The following is a 21363-nucleotide window of genomic DNA, read 5'->3' as shown; positions in this document are numbered from 1 at the left end:
ATAATTTTGATAACACACATCAGAAAATCGAATAGGTATCTGTCAACAGACCCAATCCGCTGGAAATCCGGTAATCTTATTCTTTCAGAACCATATCGATACACATGACCGCAGCCAGAATCAGCTTCCGCATATTATCGCCAGCCGGAATATCTTCCGATAGTTTCAGCACATAGTTGTCTGCACTGGTGAACAGCTCTTTCCCGAGACCAGCCCATTCTTTCGAGACATGCGCCAGTTCTTTATCGCCCTGGTTAAATTTGAAATCCCAGCCGGTCCACTTACCTTTCAGCTCACAAATGACATTGTCATCTTTGTCCAGCACATCAAATTTACCGCCAATCGTGAACAACTTAGGCTTAAAGCCGCCAATCACCTGATTGTCTTTATCCCGGACTGTCACTTTTCCCAGAAACAATGACACGCCACGCTGTACACGCACAATCGGCTCACCACCCGGTGTTACGATTTGAATATCGAAAGGCGTCATAATTTTATAATCGGTAAACCGAAACAGTTTGGTAAAAAAGCCCAGGTTCGGTTCACGGCATTCCATAATCACATTGCCGGTTGACGGATCATGAATGTCGTAGTTATTGGCTGCTTTCAGCACGCCGACATGTTCTTTTACTAAAAAAAGGTTTTGATTGATAACTTCGCTCATTGGTTAATATCCGGAAGAGTTTTTAAAGAAACACAGAAAGCGAAATTCCGCCCCCATAAAATCAATGGCGGTGTTTATCGATACAGACTCAGCCTACCAAGCGGTAACACTTTGCTCTGGAATGAAAAACAGCCTGGCCCGAATTACTCAGGCGACATCTACAGCAAAACATTGAAACAAATTTCAGTTAGATCTCCATTCGAAAAGCAGTAAAAAAATGCAACTCAAAGCCCGAATATCAATTTCACTGCAAATATAGTGAGAAAAACAGCTATAAATGACAGCCTGACTGATAAATTAGCATTTCATTCAGTAGATTACAGGCGTAAAATCAGCAAAAAATTCACCTTGTTGCATATTTTACATGTCCTATATACACAACCGACCAGCAAAATATGTTCCGGCGGGTTATCAGCCACTGGAGCCCGTGCCCCGAAGTTCTCCGATGCCGGTAAAAACACTCAGTGAAACTCAGCAGCAAACCGCTGAGTTTGAGTGCAACATTCAGATCTATTGCACAGCGGATGAACTCAGTTCATTGCAGACAGGGTTCTGGTCACTGAAAAGGACTCAAAATGAAAAAACAGTCATCAACTGGCAACACGCTCAAACATCTCATGGGTTAACCACACTGACTGCACTTTGTGTGGAACAAGAAGAAAAAAAACTGCTCCATGAGCGTTTCCAGTATGCCGGCTTTGCAAAAGAGTTTGATATTCATCCACAGCCCAAAGGCAGAGGACACATCAATGCTGTATTTCTGCCTGTGAAACTGGCTGTGCAGCAGGAAGATATGCTGGGATGGCCAACAACCGGGTATTTTTATTACTTTGTTGATCACAAGCTCTACCAGGAATTCAAACTGACCGGCGAAGACCGCTGGAGTTTCTATCTGACCGGTTCAGACGCTAACACACTCACCGATGAACTGGCCTCAGAACATCATTCCTCCAGTCTCTTACTGCCCTTCAAAATTGAAGGAAAGACAATGACCGGCCAATTCATTCTGTATCGAAAACAAAAACTATCGCGTGATGAATTTTCAAAACTCTCCCAGAGTTGGCTGGAGGAACATGCAACGCCGCTTGATTTAAAAAGTATCATTGCCAGCCGCACACAAGCGTTCATGGCACGCGACATCACAACACATCATGCCTGCAGTGACCAGAAATCTGCCTACTACAAAGTTAAAATGGATCCTGACAGCCGCCAACGAGAGAGCTGGCCTGAAATTGCCCAAAAACATGGCCTGTCTGCCAAACAACTCTTGGATTTGAATCCGGCATACAATGACAACCCACTCCGGCTTCAGATTGGTGACACACTGTGCGTCTCAGCACCACGCAGCAGTTCAGTCCACAAACGGCAAGATATTCCTTCACCACTATCTGAGTTTGAAACCGGCAAGGCCTACCCTTTCGGAAATGTCTGGGGAACGTTCAGACAACGCTATATCATGCCCGGACTGCTGCATATTCAGCCTGACAGCAAAGTTCCCCTCCGTGCCCCAATAGTGAATGCCGGACTTCTAAGCAAAGTATAAATATTGATGAGGCAGACAGTAATGTATTAGAAAATTTATCGCTGAGTTGAGCCACATGATGAATGCAAACTTACGGTGGTCGCAGAGCCTCAAAACAGAGAGCTGAACCTCGTGAAGATTCAGCTCTCTGACCCTGTAAGCAAAGCTGGTTCACTCAGCTCACGATACAAATTCTGCCATAGATTCGTTCAGCAAAAGACTCGTTCAGCAAAAGATGCTCAGCCACAGACTCATCGCAGCGACAAATACGCCACTGACATAAATATAACGTCCAATATTAATGACTCAGTTCACCAGGCTTCCGGTACATAAACTTTTGCAAAGCTTCCCGGCTGATACGAGGTCGTTGCATGTTCAATGAATACGTATCCAGGCATGCCGGGTTTTGAGCCCATCGCACAGGTAAATTCCAGCCTCCGTGCAAGCATTCAATGGACATATTGGTTTGCGGGTTTACAGTCAGAATGCTTGGACCGAAGTACAAATCAATATCTTGTCTGGGCAGGTTGGCTGCTGAACGATTGATCGCAAATCTCAATTCTGGCTTCGCAACAACAGTCGCAGGCACAAAGAAGGTAATACTGCCATTCGCGATAGGAATCATACGCTGCTCACTTCGCTTCGCGGTAGCCGGAACATTGGTATGTATTGGATTGCGAGTAAAAACCCATTGGGGAGCAAACAACTGCCTGCCTTTTAATACTTTATAAATCGCATCCGTTATCAAATTGATATCATTATCAGCGCTGTAAGTGTGAAGGTAAAACGGTGCATTCTGAGCCACAAGCGCGGTTTTCACCCACTCACGAATTTTTCTCTGAATATCACTGACGGTCAGTAATGCGGGATGTGCATTTTGAAATAATACAAATTGGTAAACTAAATCTGGCCAGTTAATATTGATTCGCCCGCGAGGCCGGTTGTAATGTGTATCCAGCTCCCACACTGTCACGACCTGAATTTTATCATCCCAGTTCTGACCCACAGTCGGATCATTTACAGGCAAATTATATCCCATTAACTCTTTTAACGTTTGTTTCCAGTAAGGGACCGTTATGCCCCTGAATCCAACGTAGTGGCTCATGGTATTTTCTGGCAGCTTCGATTCTAATTTAGCGACAAATTCCGCCGGATGTTTTCTTCCCTGCTGATCAAACACATAACAGACAGGAAAATCTCCGTTCGGCGTACTGATGCTCCCTGAGCAGTCTAAATCCAAACTTTGAACATCAACACCATCAATCACAAAAAAAGTTTCTGCCGCTTTGGGCTTAGCTGCGTAAATCCGGTATCCCTTTTGAGAAGCATACTGTGACAACAACTGCATGTCATTTTCAAGCCCCCGGGTATCGAAGGCTCCGCTGAACCACACCAGCTCTTCACCCGGGAAGTAGTCTGGGTGCTCACTATACGTACTTCCAATATCAAATTCCGGCTGATTAAACCCGGTGATGTCTCTTGCAATCGTCCCGAATTTGGGAACAAACCAAATCAGGTTTGGATCTTCGGTGTCGCCATACAGATAAAACTTACTCACCAGCTCATTGGTAAATTCTGCTTCAACATTCCTGATTGACGGATCAATTGGTGCAGCAATCGCGGCACTGATAGATGCCGATATCAATATCAAAGAATGGAGTGTGTTTTTTAAAATATTATTGCTCATGGGAAATCCATTTATCCTTGCAAATCATTTCATCTTCTTCATTTGGGCAACCCGACTTTATCCAGATGCCCAATAACTTAATCAGTTGGTTCGGTAACGGACGGCCAGTTGCTGGCATACCTGCTGGGTTCGCTCCCATTCCAAACTTCTGTTCTTTCTCCCGGATTGCCAAGCGCTGATATAACGTCTTTGCATCTTTTTCTCTCAACCAACGTTCAATATCCCGCCTGTTGGCCATGCTGAAAGCATCTTTGGCACGACCATCAATACCATGACAATGCACACACCCCCCATCACGCCATAAACGATTCCAGATAAAATGCAGTGCTTTGGGAGGAATCGTCCCTTGGGGTAATTGATCGAAATTGAGATCTATTTGCTGAATAGCTTCAGCAAGAGCCTTTTCGTTTTTGGCCCGAGCGTCTTGAAAATAAGCATAGAGATCATATGCGTCATGACGAGAAACCGACAGTTTCGGCATCGTTCTCCCTTCAACGGATTTCCCATTGGCATACAGATAAATCCAATCCGCAGAAAACAAACTCATCGCAGCTGCGTTATACCCGGTCAACTGGCTTGAGCCGTGGCACATCACACAATTATTTTCAAACAGCTTCAAACCTTTCGACTTCGCCCCCTGCCGTTCCATCTCTGATTCTGCAGGAATGGCATCCAGGTGCTTGCTCAGGGATATCACGTCATTTTCGTGAATACCGGTATAAGCCATCATTTTGGGTGCAGCACACTTCCCCCCACTGCAGGTTCCATGGGGAGTATTTAAAAATTTCGTGAGTGTTTTTCTGTTTACCCTTGCGGTTTGCTTTTCGAATATTGGCCAAACCGGTGCATTCAGATAAGAAAGAGGATATTTCTCCATAGACTGTAGCCGCTCATCCTTCACCGGCAGTGCGACATATCTCGGGTCATGAATATGATTCCGGTAATTACGAGCAATTTCATCGACTTCTGTATGACAGGCGACACATTTTTGATCGGTCCACTTTCGGGATCCATTCGGCATCGTACCAACAGGTTTCATTCGGTTCTCAAAATGGCAACCGTGACACTCCTGCTCAATCGCATTTTTATATAAACGTTGATCGAATTCGAATGCTTGCAAACCGAAAGACATGAAAAACGTTGCGCCCAGCAGCAACACCAGCACGCAACGCCCCCACATACAGCGACAGTAGGTCATCAAACACTTCATAGAAAATCAGTACGAGACCTCTATGAATGGCGCTGAAGGTACAGGTTCTGAAATAACGATTTTCTTCGCTGCAAGTTCTTCCGGAATAACCCAATACGCGGGTTGACCTTCGATGGTCTGAAACAGATCAATAAACTGTGTCCAGCGCTGGAACAACAAAGATTTATCCACGATCTCACCTTCAAATCCAAACAGACTTGGATCGATATGAGACGAATAAAAATTGATACCCTGGTCAAGTCCATACCAGCCAATATCTACATGAGGGATACCAGGCTCAGTTGGGTCAACTGGCAGAGGTAAATCCTGCTCTAACACTTTTTGGTCCACCAACTGATTTACTATGGCTGGCACTTCAATGTATACACCGGGCGCAGGCTGACTACTCGGATCAGACAACGCAAATTTCGCATGCATCAACTGTTTGGTATCCACGAGTTCGAACAACTTTGCTTCTTTCTCGGCACTTGTATTGTAACGAATCACCAGACTGCAAAGTTTCGGATAACCCGGAGGACGAGTCGATACTGAAGAATATTCAAAAGTCGTGAGCAATTCTGTCAGCGCTTGGGTCGGTTGACAAAGAACCGCATCATCAGGAACGAGCGTTTTTCTGTTTGGAGAAATATTATTTTCTTGTGCAAATACCGTAAATTCACCACTTTGAATACTGCTGGGAACGAAGCTGACTGTCAGCGTTTTATTTCTGTAAGCTCCCGGGACAGGTAAAATGTAATCATATTCATAATTACGAAACCAAACATAACCAGTACCACGCGTGGTATTTTTAAATGGTGCAAACACGATATCACCATTGTCGATCGTGGAATTAAAATCTAACAATGACAATTGGTAATCGCTCGAATGAGCTGAAGCTGCCGTCAATAATGCGGCACTCGCAAGTAAATGAGTGAATTTTATCATGGGTATTCCTTGGAATAGCCCACAAACAACGTGGGCTAGATACTATTTATGCAGCACAATGAGATAACGCTTCATTACGGTGTATTCCGTAACTTCAGAATCATCTCAGTTACGGTTGAGTTGCATCTTCAACAATCGCGTGACAGCCTACATCTGTACTCCACTCAACAGGTGTTCCGAATCCGCCAACAACACAATCGACACTCATTTCAGTTTGAACGGTCTCCATTGACATGCCTGGATTCCAGTTGATGGTTCTTGTTTCGTTGCGTTTCAGCACTTGTTTTTCATAGTTTGCACGCAGCGTCCACATTGAGTTGGTGCTTGTATCCACCTTCCCTAACTGCGACTGACTATATTCCTGAATCTGGTCAAACAACTCTGCCTGTAATTCAGCCTGAATACCTTCCACAGCTTTAATAAATGCAGCCTGATTTGGCGCTTGCTCTTCGTACTGCTTCGTTTCAGGGTTGTAATACTCGACATAAACCCCTTTTCCTTCCTGTACTAACTTCTTAAAGAAGGTTTGGATTTCAATGTCTACACAGGCAAAGTTGTGGTAAGCAGCAAATGTGTGGGCTTGCTCAAATGTCTGGTTCCAGTCCACGGTAATACGAGCTGCACGCGTCTCTCTTTCCGTCTCTAGTTCCCAGTCCACAATCAGGCTGAAGTACGGCGATAGACTGTTCCCAACCGCCAGATCATTCTCAATGGCATTCGTCATGTCATTATCAGGTAATGTCACCAACTGGAATGGTACATTCACAGATGCACTCGTTCTTCCGCCTGGTACTTTCGCGTATGCCTTTTCAACGATCGTTGTAGGCTGCTGTTTGCCATCAATCGTTGTCACGTAACAGTTATTAATCGTGACATTGATCGTCTGACCTAGTGGGTCCGTCACTGTTAACGGCTCATCCACACATTCAACGTCAATTCGTCCATCCGCGTTTGCATCAATACCATCAACAACAAATAACGCCGTTCCTCGCGTAACCACAGCAGGAGAGACACTGAAACCCACTTTTTCTGCTTCGGTTTTCAAGAATTGGACATCTTCAACACGTCCCATCGTATTGAACGCACCACCCATCCGGATTTGAGCTTCTCCCGGACGGAGTGCAGCCCAGGTACCAAACCTTGGGATGTAGCTGGAGGCATTGAAGTTTGGTCGGGTATTGTCCCCGGTACCACGGTATGCAACATAACCAGATTTAGGCACATACCACATCAGATCTTTTTTATGAGAATCTTTATACAGGTAGTATTTACTTTCTAATTCAGCCGATACACTGCCCGGAAAATGACGGTAAGCATTATCATCATTTGGGTCCATTGGTGTGGCCGTAACCGCGCAACTAAGCAAAGCTGAAGCGATAGCGCTCAGCTGAATAATGTGAGTCCTTTTCATGTTTTCCTCAAATTAACAAAATTAATTATTATTCAACTAGTTGAGTATCAATTATGTCCACAGGAAAAATACAAGAAGAAGGTAGCATTCCTATTTCTGACGATTGGTTCGAAAATTCAATATGAAATACAAAGTACGACCACAATTTAATGAGATCAAATCCATACTTTCGATTTGAATATCAACGAATGATAATATATCGATGTTGAAAATATCCTTTCACTGTATCCATCTACCAGAATTAAATATTTCACCATCATGTCATCAAGTCGCAAACAAGAAATTGATTGCAGCGTTCGAAAATGATTCAAAAATATTGATCAGGTTTAATCTGACACCAGACATTAGTTACGACAGGCATCACAACTCCCTCATAATATATATCTTCATGAACAATGAATATTGATGAAATAGACCACATAAAAGCCATGGAAATATCACCTCAACGCATTGATATTTATCTGAAGTTCCAAATTGACCCGACATAACACAAGTTAAAAAGAGTCTCACCCGGTTCAGACCAATGCATCAACCCTAGTCCAATAACCAGCTGCCTTTTGTAACCCCCTGTTGCCTCTAAAGAAACGTCACCAACCTGCCGCCTTGAGAAGAATAAGGCTTCTTATATTCTGCCTGTTGCTCATTCCACCATTTTCTTACAGGAATATTCAATGAACGTATCATTAAAGCCAACCAAGGCTTTTGTCATCACGTCTTGGGCTGCACTTGCACTGGCTGTGCTGGCTTATGGTGTCGGTTTGCTCAATGCCAACCTCCAGCTCAATGAAAAAGGTTACTATCTTGTAGTCCTGCTGTTTGGCCTGTTCAGTGTCATCACGTTACAAAAAACTGTGCGGGATGAGATGGAAGGTATCAATGTCACCGCATTGTATAAAACTATGGTCATTGCCGGTGTCATCATTTCATGTGCCTTAATGCTGATTGGACTCTGGAATGCCAGTACTCTTGCGTTAAATGAGAAGGGATTTTTCGCAATTACATTCGCTTTAGGCTTATTCAGTGCTGTTGTGACACAAAAAAATGTCCGTGATCTGGCTTTTTTCGAATCTGCTGAACCTCAGGCAGAGCCTCATCGTCCTGCCAAGCCAGCAAGCCCGGCCGAACCTGAACATCCTCAGGACTGATTTCAAAATCTGGCTCACTCCATGAAGGCAACCTGAGTTGCCTTTTTCTTTCCGGCTTCACGTTTCAATCTGTTCAAGCCACTGTGATTTCCAGTATGATTATCAGCAATTCAAATGGATATTCATCAGGATTGCTTATGGATATTGAAGCGCTTCGAAGCTTTTTAGCATTCATCGATACCGGTAGTTTTACCCGGGCTGCAAAGCAGACATTCAGGACTCAGTCTGCAATCAGTATGCAGATGAAAAAACTGGAGCAGGAACTGGATCAAACGCTCTTTCAGCGGGAAGGCAGACAACTGGTGTTGACCCATGAAGGCCAGAAACTGGCCAGTTATGCCAGACGTTTACTGAGCTTACATGATGAAGCGGTTTCCAGTCTGCGCACTCAGGCCGACAGCCAGCCCTTGTTATTTGGCTGTCCGGATGACTATGCTGAAACCTTGCTCCCCTGCCTGGTGTCTTTGATTCGTCAACATCTTGGGCCTGTCCAGATCCACGTCATGTGCGCCACCAGTGTTCGTCTGCGCCAGCTGATGGATAAAGGTGAGCTCCACGCTGCAATACTCACCCGGCAGCCCGGCTCAGATGAAGGCCACTTTTTAATGCAGGATCAAGGCGTCTGGTACGGCTCACCTGAAACTGACATATTATCCCTGCGTCCACTACCCATCGCGCTGTTTCAGGCAGATTGCAAATTTCATGCAGCAGCACTGGATGGGTTGATGAAGCAGGAAATCAGTTTCGATTTAGTCAGTTGCAGCAGTAGTGCAACCGCCCAACGAGGCATGGTGCGGGCAGGACTGGCCATTGGTGCCATGGCAAGAAGCAGTATGTCTCCGGATTTAGTCGAACTCCGGGCTGACTGGCTGCCGCCATTGCCGGGAATTGAAATCGCGCTGTCGCTGGCACCTCAGTCACATTCCGGTCTCACGAGTCAGATTGCGCGAACAATCAGTCATGCATTTCTCGCGGCATTGCCAAAAAAATGCGACACCGGCGGAAAACATCTGACCATCATGAAAACTGCAATCAAATGTGAATAGCGCTCGCCTGCCTGGCTGAAATATGGCATGGTGCGCGGTGTCAATTGATTGTGAACGACAAACTTCAAGATGCAGAAAACGAAACAAAAATGGCTGTCGGTGCTGACTCAATTCACCGTTTACCTGTCTTTGCTCATGCTGGTCATTGGCGGGGGCTTAGCACTTTACGCGATCGTTTACGGGCCATAACTGGCCCGTTTACTCACCTTCCTTGAACAGGATGGGATGACTTTTACATCCGCATACCACCGTCCACTTCAAGGACTCGCCCGGTAAAGTAATCATTTTCCAGAATATATTTCACAGCATTTGCGATATCTGTTGATTGCCCCACCCGGCCCAGCGGAATCATTTTTTCTAAGCGCTCAATCGCTTCCTGAGGCAATTGATCTGCCATGGCAGTCCGGACGACACCTGGTGCAATCGCCGCAGCCCGGATACCATAACGGCCCAGCTCTTTTGCCCAGCAAACAGCCATCGTTGCGACGGCCGCTTTGGAAGCAGCATAGTTGGTCTGTCCGAAATTACCCGCACGGGCAACGCTGGAGATATTGATAATAGCGCCGGGCCGTTTGGTTTGTATCATGCGGGCTGCTGCTTCGCGACCACAAAGAAATGTCCCCGTGGCATTCACTGTCATCACCGCATTAAACTGCTCCAGCGACATTTTACTGATCACGCCATCTTTCATTTTGACCAATAATCCGTCACGAAGAATCCCGGCGTTATTCACCAGCCCATCCAGCTGACCAAAATCCTCAATGATCTGATCGAAAACTCGCTCGACCTGATCTTCCTGCGTAACATCCACTTGATACGTTAACGCTTTACTGCTGAGCATCCGACACTGTGAACGGGTCTGTGCCAAACCTTCCGGATTCATATCAATCAATGCCAGATCAGCCCCGGCCTGAGCCAGGGTAATCGCCATCATTTGTCCCAGTCCCTGACCTGCGCCAGTGATTGCAATGACAGAATTTTTAATATCCATATTGAACTCCCTGAATGCTGCATACACTTATTTTTGCTGACGCTGATAGAACTCAAACAAACTCGAAAAATCCAGAAGCTCGTTCCCGTTCGCATTATGGAAAGCGTAAAGGTTCCGAGCCAGTGTCCCCATCGGGACCGCGGACTGGCTCTGCAGTGCAGCATCCATGCCAAGCCCCAGATCCTTGAGCATAAGCTTACTCATAAATCCGGGCTGATAACCTTTGCTGGCCGGTGCATTTTCCATGACACCCGGACAAGGGTTATAAAGTTCCAGCACCCAGTTACGGCCCGAGCTTTGTAACATAATGTCTGACAGCACCTTCGGATCCAGGCCGTTTTCGATCCCTAAGTTCAATGCTTCACAGGCACCCGCCATTTGCACCGCCAGCATCAGATTATTACAGATTTTTGCCATCTGTCCGTCACCAGCCTGACCCGCATGGAAGATATTCTTCCCGACATATTGCAAGACAGCTTCAGCCCGGTGAAATGCAGAATCCGTTCCGCCGACAATAAACGTCAGCGTACCGGCTTCAGCCCCGGCCACCCCGCCAGACACAGGCGCATCCACAAATTCGAGCTGATGCTGCTCGGCATATTTTGCGACTTCTTTTGCCGTCGCCGGATCAATCGTTGAGGAATCAATCAGAAAAGTACCCGGGGCAACCATGGAGAACAGTCCTTGCTCAGGTTGACCTTTGGGTCCCAGGTAAACATCGTGAACATGCTGCCCGGCCGGCAACATCGTAATGACAGTGTCCGCACCAGCGACGACCTCTTTCAGGTTCGCTGCCGCAACTGCACCATCGGCTTCCAGCTTGCGGGCCGCTTCCATATTCAGGTCAAAAACCTTCACATGACAACCCGCTTTTAATAAGTTTCTCGCCATCGGGCTGCCCATATTGCCCAGCCCGATAAACGCAATCGTTGTCGCCATAACACACTCCTTTTCAGATCTTCAATCTGTGGTGCAGTGATGCAGGTACAACTAAGGGGCGAACAATACTCCCCCAACAACTCGCTGCAATTTCAATTCAGGCGGAAACATCCTGAGTATTTCACAATTTCAGGACATTGATTCCGCACCTAAGTCAGCCAATGGATGTTCAGAGGCTTGCCACATTGGCGCAAATAAATCATCAATCACACTTTCATCGACTGCAGAAACAGCAGAAAAGAGCCATGTGGGTTCTCCGCTCTTATCAATCAGACGCGCGCGAACGCCTTCCTGAAACTCGCCCAGTAATCCGCATCTCACCGACAAACCCAGTTCCAGACGGAAACAATCGGCCAGCGTCAGGTCGCGATACCCTTTCAGTTGCCGGTAACAGATATGCGCAGAAACCGGGCTGCCATGTTTCAAGTTTGACTTCGCGGTTTCAAGCCAGGTGCCTAAACCATCAATCGCCATGATCTGCTGGCAAATCTCTTCCAGATTACGGCCAACCGAAGCTGCCTGAATCTGAGGGAAGTAAGGAATCATCTGGCTTGGCGGCCAGTCGCGTTTTGCCGATTCTGCAAATTCACGAAGGCAATCAGACACAGCCTGATCCGCGTCCGGCACGCTTTGCCAGTCAATTGCCTGTAACGCTTCTAAAACAGCCGACTTATGTTCCGCCAGCAGAATATGATCGGCCATTTTCAGGTCCAGCGCGTCACTCGCGTTCACCCGGGCTCCCGTCAGCCCTAAGAACAGACCGACGCCTGCCGGCAACTGATTCAGAAACCAGGTACCGCCAACATCAGGGTACAGACCAATGGAAATTTCAGGCATGGCTAACATGCTGGATGGGGTCACGACCCGATGACCGGCACCGATATACAGCCCGATCCCACCGCCCATGACGATCCCTTCACCCCAGGCAATCAACGGCTTTTTAAACTGATGAATCTGATAATCACACCGGTATTCGACGCTGAAATATTCGGTCAGGAAAGACTCTGGTGACGCTCCGGCCTCACCCGCTTCTTTATGCGATTCAGCTTCAACCATCGCTTTGTAAATGGCCCGTACATCCCCGCCTGCACAGAATGCTTTCGCATGGTCACTGTGTAAAAACACACACACAATCTGATCATCCTTTTCCCATTCAGCCAGACGGGCACTGAGCTGTCGCAGCATCTCTAATGTGAGTGCATTTAAGGAGGAAGGGTTATCAATTGCCGCAATACCAATTCGCTGGCCGCGCCCACACTCAAGTTCGCTAAAAGTCATTGTTCCAGTCATGTTCACTCCATGCACGCGAATGGCAGGATGGTCCATCATTCGCTGATCAGCATTTATCTGCCGTTATTATTCGTTTTTCCATACCGGAGGACGTTTTTCAAAAAACGCCCGGACCCCTTCCCGTTGATCCAATGTATCAAACAGGCGGATAAAACGTTCCCTTTCCTGAATTAATCCCTGATGTAATGGGGCAAACCGGGCATTCTGAATCAGCGATTTACATGCCGTCACGGCAGTTGGCGATTGATGCGCGACTTCGGCAGCCAACTTTTTCGCCGTCTCCAGAGACTGTCCCGTCGCGACGACTTCTTCAACCAGACGGATATCCAGTGCCTGTGAGGCGCTAACTCGCTCGCCACACAAAATCATCCGCTTGGCCCAGCCTTCGCCCACCAGCCAGGCGAGGTTCTGTGTCCCGCCCGCACAAGGCAGCAAGCCAACACTCGCTTCCGGCAAAGCCATGATCGCATGCGCTTCCGCAATACGGATATCACACGCCAATGCAACTTCCAGCCCGCCCCCCATGGCATAGCCATTAATGGCAGCGATAGATACACCGCGAAAATCAGACAAAGTTTCAAAAGCCTGACCAAAGCAAAACGCCATATCGGCTGCAACCGCCTTATCGCCCTCGGCAAACAGCTTCAAATCTGCGCCGGCAGAGAAAAACTTTTCTCCTTTGCCGGTCAGCACCAGGGCATAAATATTTTTGTCTTCATTCAGTGCTTTGACCAGAGCCTTCAACTGATTCAGACTGTCCGCCGTCCAGGTATTGGCTGGCGGGTTATTCATGGTCAGTACCGCGACATGGTCATCAATTTCAACTTCAATCGGACCACTTGTTTTTGTCAGTGCGTGCATAACGCCCATCCTTTTTGGGTTGAGATCCATGCAAGGCAACTGGACTGAGTGCCGATAACCTTCACTCGCACCGCTGCCACCCCCGGAAGAACGGGCATGGCAGCCGTGAGAAAACATCAGAGTTATTCAAAGCAGTCCAGTATCCTCACTTAATAAACGACGCGCGATGATCAAGCGCATGATTTCGTTTGTTCCTTCCAGAATTTGATGCACCCGGACATCCCGGAAATGACGTTCGATCGGATAATCCTGAATGTACCCGTAACCACCATAAAGCTGCAGGGCATGATCACAGACCGTGAACCCAACATCCGTCGCAAAGCGTTTTGCCATCGCACAGTACGCTGTTGCTTCCGGATCGCCCTTATCCAGCTTGGATGCCGCAAACCGGACCAGCTGCCGCGCCGCTTCAAGTTCAGTCGCCATATCAGCCAGTTTGAACTGCAGCGCCTGAAACTGTGCGATAGGTTTGCCAAACTGCTTCCGCTCAGTCATATACTGTCGGGCCAGATTGAGCGCCTGCTGCGCTGTACCGACAGAGCAAGTGGCGATATTGATCCGTCCGCCATCCAGCCCTTTCATCGCGAATCGGAAACCTTCGCCTTCCTCGCCCAAGCGGTAATGGACCGGAACCTTCACACTGTCGAATGTGACGGCACGGGTTGGCTGACTATGCCAGCCAAGCTTCGGCTCTTTTCGGCCATAACTGATCCCTTCAGCATCCGCAGGCACGATAAAGGCAGAGATCCCATTGGCTCCGTTCTCTCCCGTACGGGCCATCACAACCAGCACATCGGTATCACCTGCCCCGGAAATGAAGGCTTTCGCCCCCGAAATCACATAGTGATCCCCTTTCCGTTCTGCCCGGGTCGTCAAAGATGCAGCATCTGAACCTGCGTTGGCTTCCGTCAGACAATAAGAACCCAGCCACTCACCTGTGATTAATTTCGGAATACATTCCGAACGGGCCTGCCCGGAAGCAAAGCTCGCGATCATCCAGGTCACCATGTTGTGAATGGTCATAAAAGCTGTTGTTGAAGTGCAGCCCATCGCCAGTTGTTCGAAAATGATCGAGGCATCCAACCGGCTCAGCCCCATTCCGCCGGACTCTACCGGGGTATAGAGGCTGAGAAACCCCATTTCTCCAGCCTGTCTGAGCACATCTTTCGGGAATGTTGAGGTTTCATCCCAGCTCGCCGCCATCGGCAGCAATTGTTCCTGAGAAAACTGCCTTGCAGCCTCAGCAAACGCGCGCTGATCATCATTCAGTTCAAAATCCATCGCCTTACTCCGTCGGTTCAGTCTTAATGATCGATGTTAATCGTCAGGTTCGGGCCTTTCGGAATATCGTCATCAAACCAACGTGCAGTCACCGTTTTCGTTTCAGTGAAGAAACGCACGGCTTGTTTCCCGTAAGCATGCAGATCTCCATAAAAACTGCCCCGCCAGCCGGTAAAAGAGAAGAATGGCAGTGGCACCGGAATCGGCACGTTAATCCCGACCTGGCCGACCTGAATTTCATGCTGGAACTTCCGGGCTGCCGCACCGTTGGCCGTAAAGATCGAGGTCCCGTTACCGTACGGGTTGTCATTGATCAGTGCGATGGCTTCTTCCAGTGAACTCACTTCCACACAGACCAGAACCGGTCCGAAGATCTCTTCACGGTAAATGCTCATTTCCGGTGTTACACCGCTGAACAGCGTTGGTCCCACCCAGTTACCTGCCGGATAATCTTTCACCGTGCAATCACTGCCGTCGAGTTCACACACAGCCCCCTGCGCTTTCCCTTCCTGAATCAACCGCAGCACACGGGCTTTGGCTTCCGGATTGATTAACGGACCGTAAGCCGCGTCTTCCTCATCCCATCCGCCGGGTTTCATTTTCGCCATGGCTTCTTTCAGTTCAGGAATCCAGTCTTTGGCCCCATCGACAAAAACCGCAACGGAAATCGCCATGCAGCGTTGGCCCGCCGCACCGACTGACGCACCGACCAGATTATTAATCACCTGTTGTTTGTTCGCATCCGGCATCACCACCAGATGGTTTTTCGCCCCGGCAAATGCCTGAACGCGTTTCAGGTGGTGTGTTCCTGTCTGGTAGATATAGCGCGCCACCGGCACAGAACCCACAAATGAAACCGTGCGGATATCCGGATGCTCCAGCAAATGATCAACCTGTGCTTTACGCCCGTGAACCAATTGCAGCACGCCCGGAGGTGCCCCTGCCTGCTCAAACAGCTCTGCCAGTCTGACCGAAGTCAGCGGCACCTGCTCAGAAGGTTTCAGCACAAAGGTATTCCCAGCCGCGATCGCCAGCGGGAACATCCAGAGCGGAATCATGGCCGGAAAGTTAAACGGAGTAATCCCACTACATACACCCAGCGGCTGAGTCAGGGAGTATGTGTCGATATTATTTGCAACATTTTCACTGGATTCACCCATCATCAGGCTGGCAATATTGGCGGCCTGTTCCACCACTTCAATACCGCGCCAGACATCGCCTTTGGCATCGGCAAGAATTTTGCCCGTCTCGCTGGAAAGCAGACAAGCCAGTTCGTCATGATGTGCTTTGAGAAGTTGCTGATAACTCAGCATCAGCCTGGCACGCTCAGGCACCGGCACATTTTTCCACTTCTCGAAGGTTCTTTTTGCGCTGGCAATCGCCTCATCCATTTCCGATGTTAATGCACACGGCAAATGGGCAATCACTTCATTGGTAGCCGGGTTGGTCACATCAATCCATTCTTCTGACTGTGACTGACGGAATTGGCCATCAATGAACAGGGGTACTCTCTCAATCATTTTCACGTCCTCTAAACTGTCTTTTCCATTGCTGGTGATACAGCGACCAGGTGCGAATTTATTACTGAGTTGGGATTTACTGAGCCGGAAGTTCAATCGCGATAGCGGTTGCTTCGCCACCACCGATACATAAGGATGCGATGCCCCGGCTGACCGGTTCACCCGCCTGTTGTTTACGGCGCAGTGCATGAATCAAACTGACGATAATGCGGGCGCCGCTGGCACCAATCGGATGACCCAGAGCACAGGCCCCGCCGTGAATATTTACTTTGCTGGCATCCAGTTGCAGCTCACGGACCGCAATTTGCGTGACGACGGCAAAAGCTTCATTGATCTCCCAGAGATCCACGTCATCCGTTTGCCATTGCAGCTGTTCAAGCAACTGCCGGATGGCATCCACCGGAGCAACGGTGAATTCAGACGGGAGACGGGCATGGGTCGACTGACCGCGAATAATCGCCAGCGGCTCAAACCCATGCTGTTGGGCTGTGTCGCTGTCCATCAGCAGTAAGGCTGCCGCGCCATCGGCGATAGAACTGGAGTTTGCAGCAGTCACACTGCCGCCTTTGGCAAAAACAGGCTTCAGTTTGGGGATCTTGGCCGGATCAACTTCTCCCGGATGCTCATCCACTTTAACCAGGTGCTCACCTTTTCGATCCGCGATCACGACAGGGCAGGTTTCCTGCTCAAACGCCCCGGATTCAATCGCCTGACAGGCACGCTGTACGGACATCGCAGCCCATTCATCCATGGCTTCCCGGCTGAATTGCTTGGCATCGGCAATCTGCTGGGCGTAAACCCCCATGAGTTCTCCTTCATAGGCATCCTGCAAACCATCCAGAAACAGATGATCATGCGTAGTCTGGTGCCCTAAACGAAAACCGCCCCTGGCCTGCTTCAGCAGATAAGGGGCGTTGGTCATACTTTCCATCCCACCGGCGATTGCCGTCTGAATACTGCCGGCACGAATCATATCTGCGGCAAGCATCACAGTTTTCATTCCTGAACCACAAACTTTATTTACCGTCACGCAGCCGGTCGAAATCGGCAGTCCGGCGTTGAGCGCTGCCTGACGTGCAGGCGCCTGACCACATCCGGCAGGCAGAACACACCCCATCAGGACTTCATCGATCCGGAGACCATCGGCCTTGCCCGGGAAAAGTTCATCGGTAAAAACCCCGATACTCTCGAGGGCACCTTTGATGGCATAAGCCCCTAATGTCGGGGAGGACAACGACGAAAACTGCCCCTGAAAACTGCCTAAAGGGGTACGTTTGGCTGAGACGATCCACACTTCTTTCTCAGATGAAGATACTGCAGTTGAACTGGTGCTGGTTTCCATTTTCCAGGCTCCGCTTTTCTTGACGTTTACGTAAGCATAGCACTAACATTTACGTAAACGTTAAGAAACAACAGCACAACAATATTGATTGATCAGCGTACAGAATTGTTGCCATTTCCGGATAAACCGCCGTGTTCTGGTCTCACTCTGACGAGGTTGCTTTTCAGTCCCGCATTTACGAACATCGGGAGGACAGCAGTGTGGTGGATACCTTTAAGATCAGCGAGCTGGCAAAAGAATTTGGCATCACCACCCGCAGTATTCGTTTTTATGAAGACGTGGGTCTGCTCCAGCCGGAAAGAGACGGCACAATCCGAGTCTATCAACGCCGGGATAAGATCCGGCTCAAGCTGATTCTTCGCGGGAAACGGCTTGGATTGTCTTTGGCTGAAATTCGTGAACTCTTTGATTTATATGATACAAATCAGAGTGATAGCCAGCTTCACCAGATGATTAAAATCATCGAAGAGAAACAATCAAAACTCCAGCGTCAGTTAGATGATATCGATATCCTGATGCAGGAACTGGATGCTGCAAAAGCACGGTGCCAGCAGGCGCTGGACGACAAAAGCAACACCAGCAAGCGCAGAAAAAACAATCACAGTCAGTCGAAATTTGAAGGCTGAGACAATCACTGATCATCCTGAGAATTTAGTTGTATCTCATGACTCATCCGAATATTCGGATACAAGGGAGATGCTATGAAAGACCTGTTTACCCCGCTCAATTTTGGCTTGGGCGAAACCCTGGACATGCTCCGTGAGCATGTCAATCATTTTGCCGCCGATGCCATTGCACCACTCGCCGAACAGATTGATAAAGACAACCTTTTCCCCGCTCACCTCTGGGAAAAACTGGGCAACATGGGTTTACTTGGGGTCACCGTCAGTGAAGAGTTCGGTGGCGCGGGTATGGGCTATCTGGCCCACGTTGTCGCCATGGAAGAAATCAGCCGGGCATCCGCTTCTGTCGGGCTGAGCTATGGCGCTCATTCCAACCTGTGCGTCAACCAGATCTACCGGAACGGTACGCAGGCACAGAAAGAAAAATACCTTCCCAAACTGATCAGCGGCGAGCACATCGGCGCACTCGCAATGAGCGAAGCCAATGCGGGTTCAGATGTCGTCAGCATGCAGCTGAAAGCCGAAAAACAAGGCGAAGTCTTTGTCCTGAATGGCAACAAAATGTGGATCACCAACGGACCGGATGCCCATACCTTTGTGGTCTATGCCAAAACTGATTCGCAGGCAAAATCCCGTGGGATCAGTGCGTTTATTATTGAACGCGATTTCCCTGGTTTCACCCGGGCGCAAAAACTCGACAAACTGGGCATGCGGGGATCAAACACCTGCGAACTCGTGTTCAACAACTGTGAAGTTCCGGCTGAAAACCTGCTGGGGAAACTCAATCAGGGGGTTGAAGTACTGATGAGCGGTCTGGACTACGAACGGGTTGTGCTTGCAGCCGGTCCGCTGGGAATCATGCGCGCTTGTCTGGATATTTGCCTGCCCTATATTCACGACCGCAAACAATTCGGGAAGTCCATCGGTGAGTTCCAACTGATTCAGGCAAAAATTGCCGACATGTATACCCGCATGAATGCGGCGCGCGCGTATGTCTACACCGTTGCGGCCGCGTGTGATCGGGGTGAGACCACTCGTCAGGATGCAGCCGGTGCGATTTTGTACTGTGCGGAGCTGGCGACGCAAATGGCACTGGACGCCATTCAGATCCTCGGTGGTAACGGCTACATCAACGAATTTCCGACCGGACGACTGCTCCGTGATGCCAAGCTCTATGAAATCGGTGCAGGCACCTCTGAAATTCGCCGCATGCTGATTGGCCGCGAGCTGTTCGAACAAAGCCGATAAGTATCAATACAACAGGGACAGATATCATGGCGATACTTGAGAGCCACATTCAGCCTCATGACACACAGTTTCAGCAGAACCACCAGGAAATGGCAACACTGGTTGATGAACTGCAGACCCGTTTGAGCATCCAGCTTCAGGGCGGCGGTGAACAGGCACAAGCCAGACAGCGATCCAAAGGCAAACTACCCGTCCGGGAGCGGATTGACCGGCTGCTGGACGCCGGCAGTCCTTTCCTGGAAGTCGGCCAGTTTGCCGCCTGGGAAGTCTATGATGAGAACATTCCCTGCGCAGGGGTCGTTGCAGGGATTGGTCAGGTGTCCGGTACCGATGTGATGATCATTGCCAATGATCCGACCGTGAAAGGCGGGACTTATTACCCGTTAACCGTCAAAAAACATCTGAGAGCCCAGGAGATAGCGGAACGCTGTCACCTGCCCTGCCTCTATCTGGTCGATTCCGGCGGTGCCAACCTGCCCCACCAGGCCGAAGTTTTTCCGGATAAAGATCATTTCGGACGGATCTTTTTTAATCAGGCCCGCATGTCGGCCAAAGGGATTCCGCAAATTGCGATTGTCCTGGGGCTCTGTACTGCAGGTGGCGCGTATGTGCCTGCCATGGCCGATGTTGCCATTATGGTGAAAAATCAAGGCACGATCTTTCTTGCCGGTCCGCCTCTGGTAAAAGCTGCAACCGGTGAAGATGTCAGCGCAGAAGCATTAGGCGGAGCCGATGTGCACTGTAAAACCTCTGGCGTCGCAGACTATTACGCTGAAGATGAGCCCCATGCACTGGCACTGGCCCGGCAGGCTGTCGATAGCTGTCATCGCCAGAAGGCATCCGTCTTGTCCGTGCAACCCGACCCTGTCAAAGCACCGCTTTATCCGGCAACCGACTTATACGGTATTGTCGGAACCGACCTGCGCAAACAAATTGACGCCCGTGAGGTGATTGCCCGGCTGGTGGACGGCTCTGAATTTGACGAATTTAAAGCCCTTTACGGCGAAACCCTGATTTGCGGCTTTGCCCGGTTACACGGTTATCCGGTCGGCATCGTGGCAAATAACGGCATTCTTTTTTCGGAATCGGCACAAAAAGGGGCGCACTTCATTCAGCTTTGTACGCAGCGCAATATCCCGCTGCTGTTTTTGCAGAACATCACTGGTTTTATGGTGGGCCGGAAATATGAAGCAGAAGGCATTGCCAAACATGGTGCGAAGATGGTGATGGCGGTTGCCTGTGCCAATGTCCCGAAATTTACCGTAATCATCGGCGGTTCTTACGGCGCCGGAAACTACGGGATGTGTGGCCGGGCTTATGATCCCACCCTGATCTGGATGTGGCCCAACGCCCGTATATCTGTCATGGGAGGTGAGCAGGCTGCTGGTGTCCTGGCTCAGGTCACCCGGGATATCAAACAGCGCAAAGGTGAAAGCTGGTCAGCAGAAGATGAAGAGACCTTCAAACAACCCATCCGGGAACGCTACGAAAAAGAAGGCTCCCCCTACTTTGCCAGCGCCCGCCTATGGGATGACGGCATCATCGATCCGGTTCAGACCCGGGATGTTCTGGCGATGGCCCTGAAAGCCGCTAGCCATGCGCCGAAAGAAGACAGCCAGTTTGGCATTTTCCGAATGTAACCGTCCGCACAAGCGAGGA

General features: G+C 49.2%; 19 protein-coding genes. 7 read left to right on the top strand and 12 right to left on the bottom strand.

Annotation, left to right across the window (positions count from 1 at the left end):
• Window positions 1–76 precede the first annotated feature (76 nt).
• Window positions 77–664 (bottom strand): phospholipid scramblase family protein, encoded by a 588-nt coding sequence (locus tag SPK40_RS07225; protein WP_248142439.1) that lies wholly within the window; start codon window positions 662–664, stop codon window positions 77–79.
• Between the two features lie 364 nt (window positions 665–1028).
• On the opposite strand from SPK40_RS07225, the gene SPK40_RS07220 reads away from it, so the two are divergent.
• The gene (locus SPK40_RS07220; RefSeq protein WP_330959960.1) at window positions 1029–2207 is read left to right on the top strand and encodes a LysM peptidoglycan-binding domain-containing protein; all 1179 of its coding nucleotides are present in this window, start codon (window positions 1029–1031) and stop codon (window positions 2205–2207) included.
• A gap of 277 nt (window positions 2208–2484) precedes the next feature.
• Here SPK40_RS07220 and SPK40_RS07215 read toward each other — a convergent pair whose 3' ends face one another.
• The 4 genes from SPK40_RS07215 to SPK40_RS07200 all read right to left on the bottom strand — a co-directional run bounded on the left by SPK40_RS07215 (window position 2485) and on the right by SPK40_RS07200 (window position 7343).
• Entirely contained in the window at window positions 2485–3873 is a 1389-nt protein-coding gene (locus SPK40_RS07215; RefSeq protein WP_330959959.1) for a hypothetical protein, read from the bottom strand.
• Complete coding sequence (locus tag SPK40_RS07210; RefSeq protein ID WP_330959958.1) at window positions 3863–5071, bottom strand: hypothetical protein; 1209 nt, start codon at window positions 5069–5071, stop codon at window positions 3863–3865. The genes SPK40_RS07215 and SPK40_RS07210 overlap by 11 nt, the downstream gene beginning before the upstream one ends.
• 18 nt (window positions 5072–5089) lie before the next feature.
• Window positions 5090–6007 (bottom strand): hypothetical protein, encoded by a 918-nt coding sequence (locus SPK40_RS07205; protein ID WP_330959957.1) that lies wholly within the window; start codon window positions 6005–6007, stop codon window positions 5090–5092.
• Window positions 6008–6116: 109 nt separating this feature from the next.
• Entirely contained in the window at window positions 6117–7343 is a 1227-nt protein-coding gene (locus SPK40_RS07200; protein ID WP_330959956.1) for a hypothetical protein, read from the bottom strand.
• Window positions 7344–8089: 746 nt separating this feature from the next.
• Here SPK40_RS07200 and yiaA point away from each other — a divergent pair.
• The 3 genes from yiaA to SPK40_RS07185 all read left to right on the top strand — a co-directional run bounded on the left by yiaA (window position 8090) and on the right by SPK40_RS07185 (window position 9798).
• Window positions 8090–8563: an inner membrane protein YiaA gene (yiaA, locus tag SPK40_RS07195; RefSeq protein ID WP_330959955.1), complete on the top strand. Its 474-nt coding sequence runs from the start codon at window positions 8090–8092 to the stop codon at window positions 8561–8563.
• Window positions 8564–8700: 137 nt separating this feature from the next.
• Entirely contained in the window at window positions 8701–9609 is a 909-nt protein-coding gene (locus SPK40_RS07190) for a LysR family transcriptional regulator (protein WP_330959954.1), read from the top strand.
• A 69-nt stretch (window positions 9610–9678) separates the two neighbouring features.
• Window positions 9679–9798 carry a 3-ketoacyl-ACP reductase gene (locus SPK40_RS07185; protein ID WP_248142447.1) on the top strand — a complete coding sequence of 40 codons (120 nt, stop codon included), beginning with the start codon at window positions 9679–9681 and terminating at the stop codon, window positions 9796–9798.
• Window positions 9799–9841: 43 nt separating this feature from the next.
• Here SPK40_RS07185 and SPK40_RS07180 read toward each other — a convergent pair whose 3' ends face one another.
• From SPK40_RS07180 to SPK40_RS07150, 7 genes are all read right to left on the bottom strand, one after another.
• A complete protein-coding gene (locus tag SPK40_RS07180) occupies window positions 9842–10600 on the bottom strand; it encodes an SDR family oxidoreductase (RefSeq protein ID WP_330959953.1) in 759 nt (252 codons plus the stop codon).
• A gap of 27 nt (window positions 10601–10627) precedes the next feature.
• On the bottom strand, window positions 10628–11539 hold the full coding sequence (gene mmsB, locus SPK40_RS07175; RefSeq protein ID WP_330959952.1) for a 3-hydroxyisobutyrate dehydrogenase: 912 nt from the start codon (window positions 11537–11539) through the stop codon (window positions 10628–10630).
• A 129-nt stretch (window positions 11540–11668) separates the two neighbouring features.
• Window positions 11669–12829: an enoyl-CoA hydratase/isomerase family protein gene (locus tag SPK40_RS07170; RefSeq protein ID WP_330959951.1), complete on the bottom strand. Its 1161-nt coding sequence runs from the start codon at window positions 12827–12829 to the stop codon at window positions 11669–11671.
• Window positions 12830–12895: 66 nt separating this feature from the next.
• The gene (locus SPK40_RS07165) at window positions 12896–13690 is read right to left on the bottom strand and encodes an enoyl-CoA hydratase (RefSeq protein WP_330959950.1); all 795 of its coding nucleotides are present in this window, start codon (window positions 13688–13690) and stop codon (window positions 12896–12898) included.
• Between the two features lie 126 nt (window positions 13691–13816).
• On the bottom strand, window positions 13817–14971 hold the full coding sequence (locus SPK40_RS07160; RefSeq protein WP_330959949.1) for an acyl-CoA dehydrogenase family protein: 1155 nt from the start codon (window positions 14969–14971) through the stop codon (window positions 13817–13819).
• 23 nt (window positions 14972–14994) lie between these two features.
• Window positions 14995–16491, bottom strand: coding sequence for a CoA-acylating methylmalonate-semialdehyde dehydrogenase (locus SPK40_RS07155; protein WP_248142453.1), 1497 nt, complete (start codon window positions 16489–16491; stop codon window positions 14995–14997).
• 76 nt (window positions 16492–16567) lie between these two features.
• The gene (locus SPK40_RS07150; protein ID WP_330959948.1) at window positions 16568–17833 is read right to left on the bottom strand and encodes a thiolase family protein; all 1266 of its coding nucleotides are present in this window, start codon (window positions 17831–17833) and stop codon (window positions 16568–16570) included.
• A gap of 203 nt (window positions 17834–18036) precedes the next feature.
• Here SPK40_RS07150 and SPK40_RS07145 point away from each other — a divergent pair, with 203 nt between their 5' ends.
• The 3 genes from SPK40_RS07145 to SPK40_RS07135 all read left to right on the top strand — a co-directional run bounded on the left by SPK40_RS07145 (window position 18037) and on the right by SPK40_RS07135 (window position 21344).
• Window positions 18037–18459, top strand: a complete 423-nt coding sequence (locus tag SPK40_RS07145; protein ID WP_330960358.1) for a MerR family transcriptional regulator — start codon at window positions 18037–18039, stop codon at window positions 18457–18459.
• Between the two features lie 75 nt (window positions 18460–18534).
• Window positions 18535–19704 (top strand): isovaleryl-CoA dehydrogenase, encoded by a 1170-nt coding sequence (locus tag SPK40_RS07140; protein WP_330959947.1) that lies wholly within the window; start codon window positions 18535–18537, stop codon window positions 19702–19704.
• A gap of 26 nt (window positions 19705–19730) precedes the next feature.
• Window positions 19731–21344, top strand: coding sequence for a carboxyl transferase domain-containing protein (locus tag SPK40_RS07135; protein WP_330959946.1), 1614 nt, complete (start codon window positions 19731–19733; stop codon window positions 21342–21344).
• Window positions 21345–21363: the final 19 nt, after the last annotated feature.

The sequence above is a fragment of the Photobacterium sp. 53610 genome (genome assembly GCF_036409375.1).
Lineage (GTDB): Bacteria > Pseudomonadota > Gammaproteobacteria > Enterobacterales > Vibrionaceae > Photobacterium.
Note: the sequence above shows the minus strand (reverse complement) of the source record. Positions and strands in the feature narration are given on the sequence as shown.

What these genes read in the sequence shown, in the direction of transcription:
- SPK40_RS07225 (WP_248142439.1), bottom strand. Translation starts at nt 664, where the DNA reads ATGAGCGAAGTTATCAATCAAAACCTTTTTTTAGTAAAAGAACATGTC.
- SPK40_RS07220 (WP_330959960.1), top strand. Translation starts at nt 1,029, where the DNA reads ATGTCCTATATACACAACCGACCAGCAAAATATGTTCCGGCGGGTTAT.
- SPK40_RS07215 (WP_330959959.1), bottom strand. Translation starts at nt 3,873, where the DNA reads ATGAGCAATAATATTTTAAAAAACACACTCCATTCTTTGATATTGATA.
- SPK40_RS07210 (WP_330959958.1), bottom strand. Translation starts at nt 5,071, where the DNA reads ATGACCTACTGTCGCTGTATGTGGGGGCGTTGCGTGCTGGTGTTGCTG.
- SPK40_RS07205 (WP_330959957.1), bottom strand. Translation starts at nt 6,007, where the DNA reads ATGATAAAATTCACTCATTTACTTGCGAGTGCCGCATTATTGACGGCA.
- SPK40_RS07200 (WP_330959956.1), bottom strand. Translation starts at nt 7,343, where the DNA reads ATGGACCCAAATGATGATAATGCTTACCGTCATTTTCCGGGCAGTGTA.
- yiaA (WP_330959955.1), top strand. Translation starts at nt 8,090, where the DNA reads ATGAACGTATCATTAAAGCCAACCAAGGCTTTTGTCATCACGTCTTGG.
- SPK40_RS07190 (WP_330959954.1), top strand. Translation starts at nt 8,701, where the DNA reads ATGGATATTGAAGCGCTTCGAAGCTTTTTAGCATTCATCGATACCGGT.
- SPK40_RS07185 (WP_248142447.1), top strand. Translation starts at nt 9,679, where the DNA reads ATGCAGAAAACGAAACAAAAATGGCTGTCGGTGCTGACTCAATTCACC.
- SPK40_RS07180 (WP_330959953.1), bottom strand. Translation starts at nt 10,600, where the DNA reads ATGGATATTAAAAATTCTGTCATTGCAATCACTGGCGCAGGTCAGGGA.
- mmsB (WP_330959952.1), bottom strand. Translation starts at nt 11,539, where the DNA reads ATGGCGACAACGATTGCGTTTATCGGGCTGGGCAATATGGGCAGCCCG.
- SPK40_RS07170 (WP_330959951.1), bottom strand. Translation starts at nt 12,829, where the DNA reads ATGACTGGAACAATGACTTTTAGCGAACTTGAGTGTGGGCGCGGCCAG.
- SPK40_RS07165 (WP_330959950.1), bottom strand. Translation starts at nt 13,690, where the DNA reads ATGCACGCACTGACAAAAACAAGTGGTCCGATTGAAGTTGAAATTGAT.
- SPK40_RS07160 (WP_330959949.1), bottom strand. Translation starts at nt 14,971, where the DNA reads ATGGATTTTGAACTGAATGATGATCAGCGCGCGTTTGCTGAGGCTGCA.
- SPK40_RS07155 (WP_248142453.1), bottom strand. Translation starts at nt 16,491, where the DNA reads ATGATTGAGAGAGTACCCCTGTTCATTGATGGCCAATTCCGTCAGTCA.
- SPK40_RS07150 (WP_330959948.1), bottom strand. Translation starts at nt 17,833, where the DNA reads ATGGAAACCAGCACCAGTTCAACTGCAGTATCTTCATCTGAGAAAGAA.
- SPK40_RS07140 (WP_330959947.1), top strand. Translation starts at nt 18,535, where the DNA reads ATGAAAGACCTGTTTACCCCGCTCAATTTTGGCTTGGGCGAAACCCTG.
- SPK40_RS07135 (WP_330959946.1), top strand. Translation starts at nt 19,731, where the DNA reads ATGGCGATACTTGAGAGCCACATTCAGCCTCATGACACACAGTTTCAG.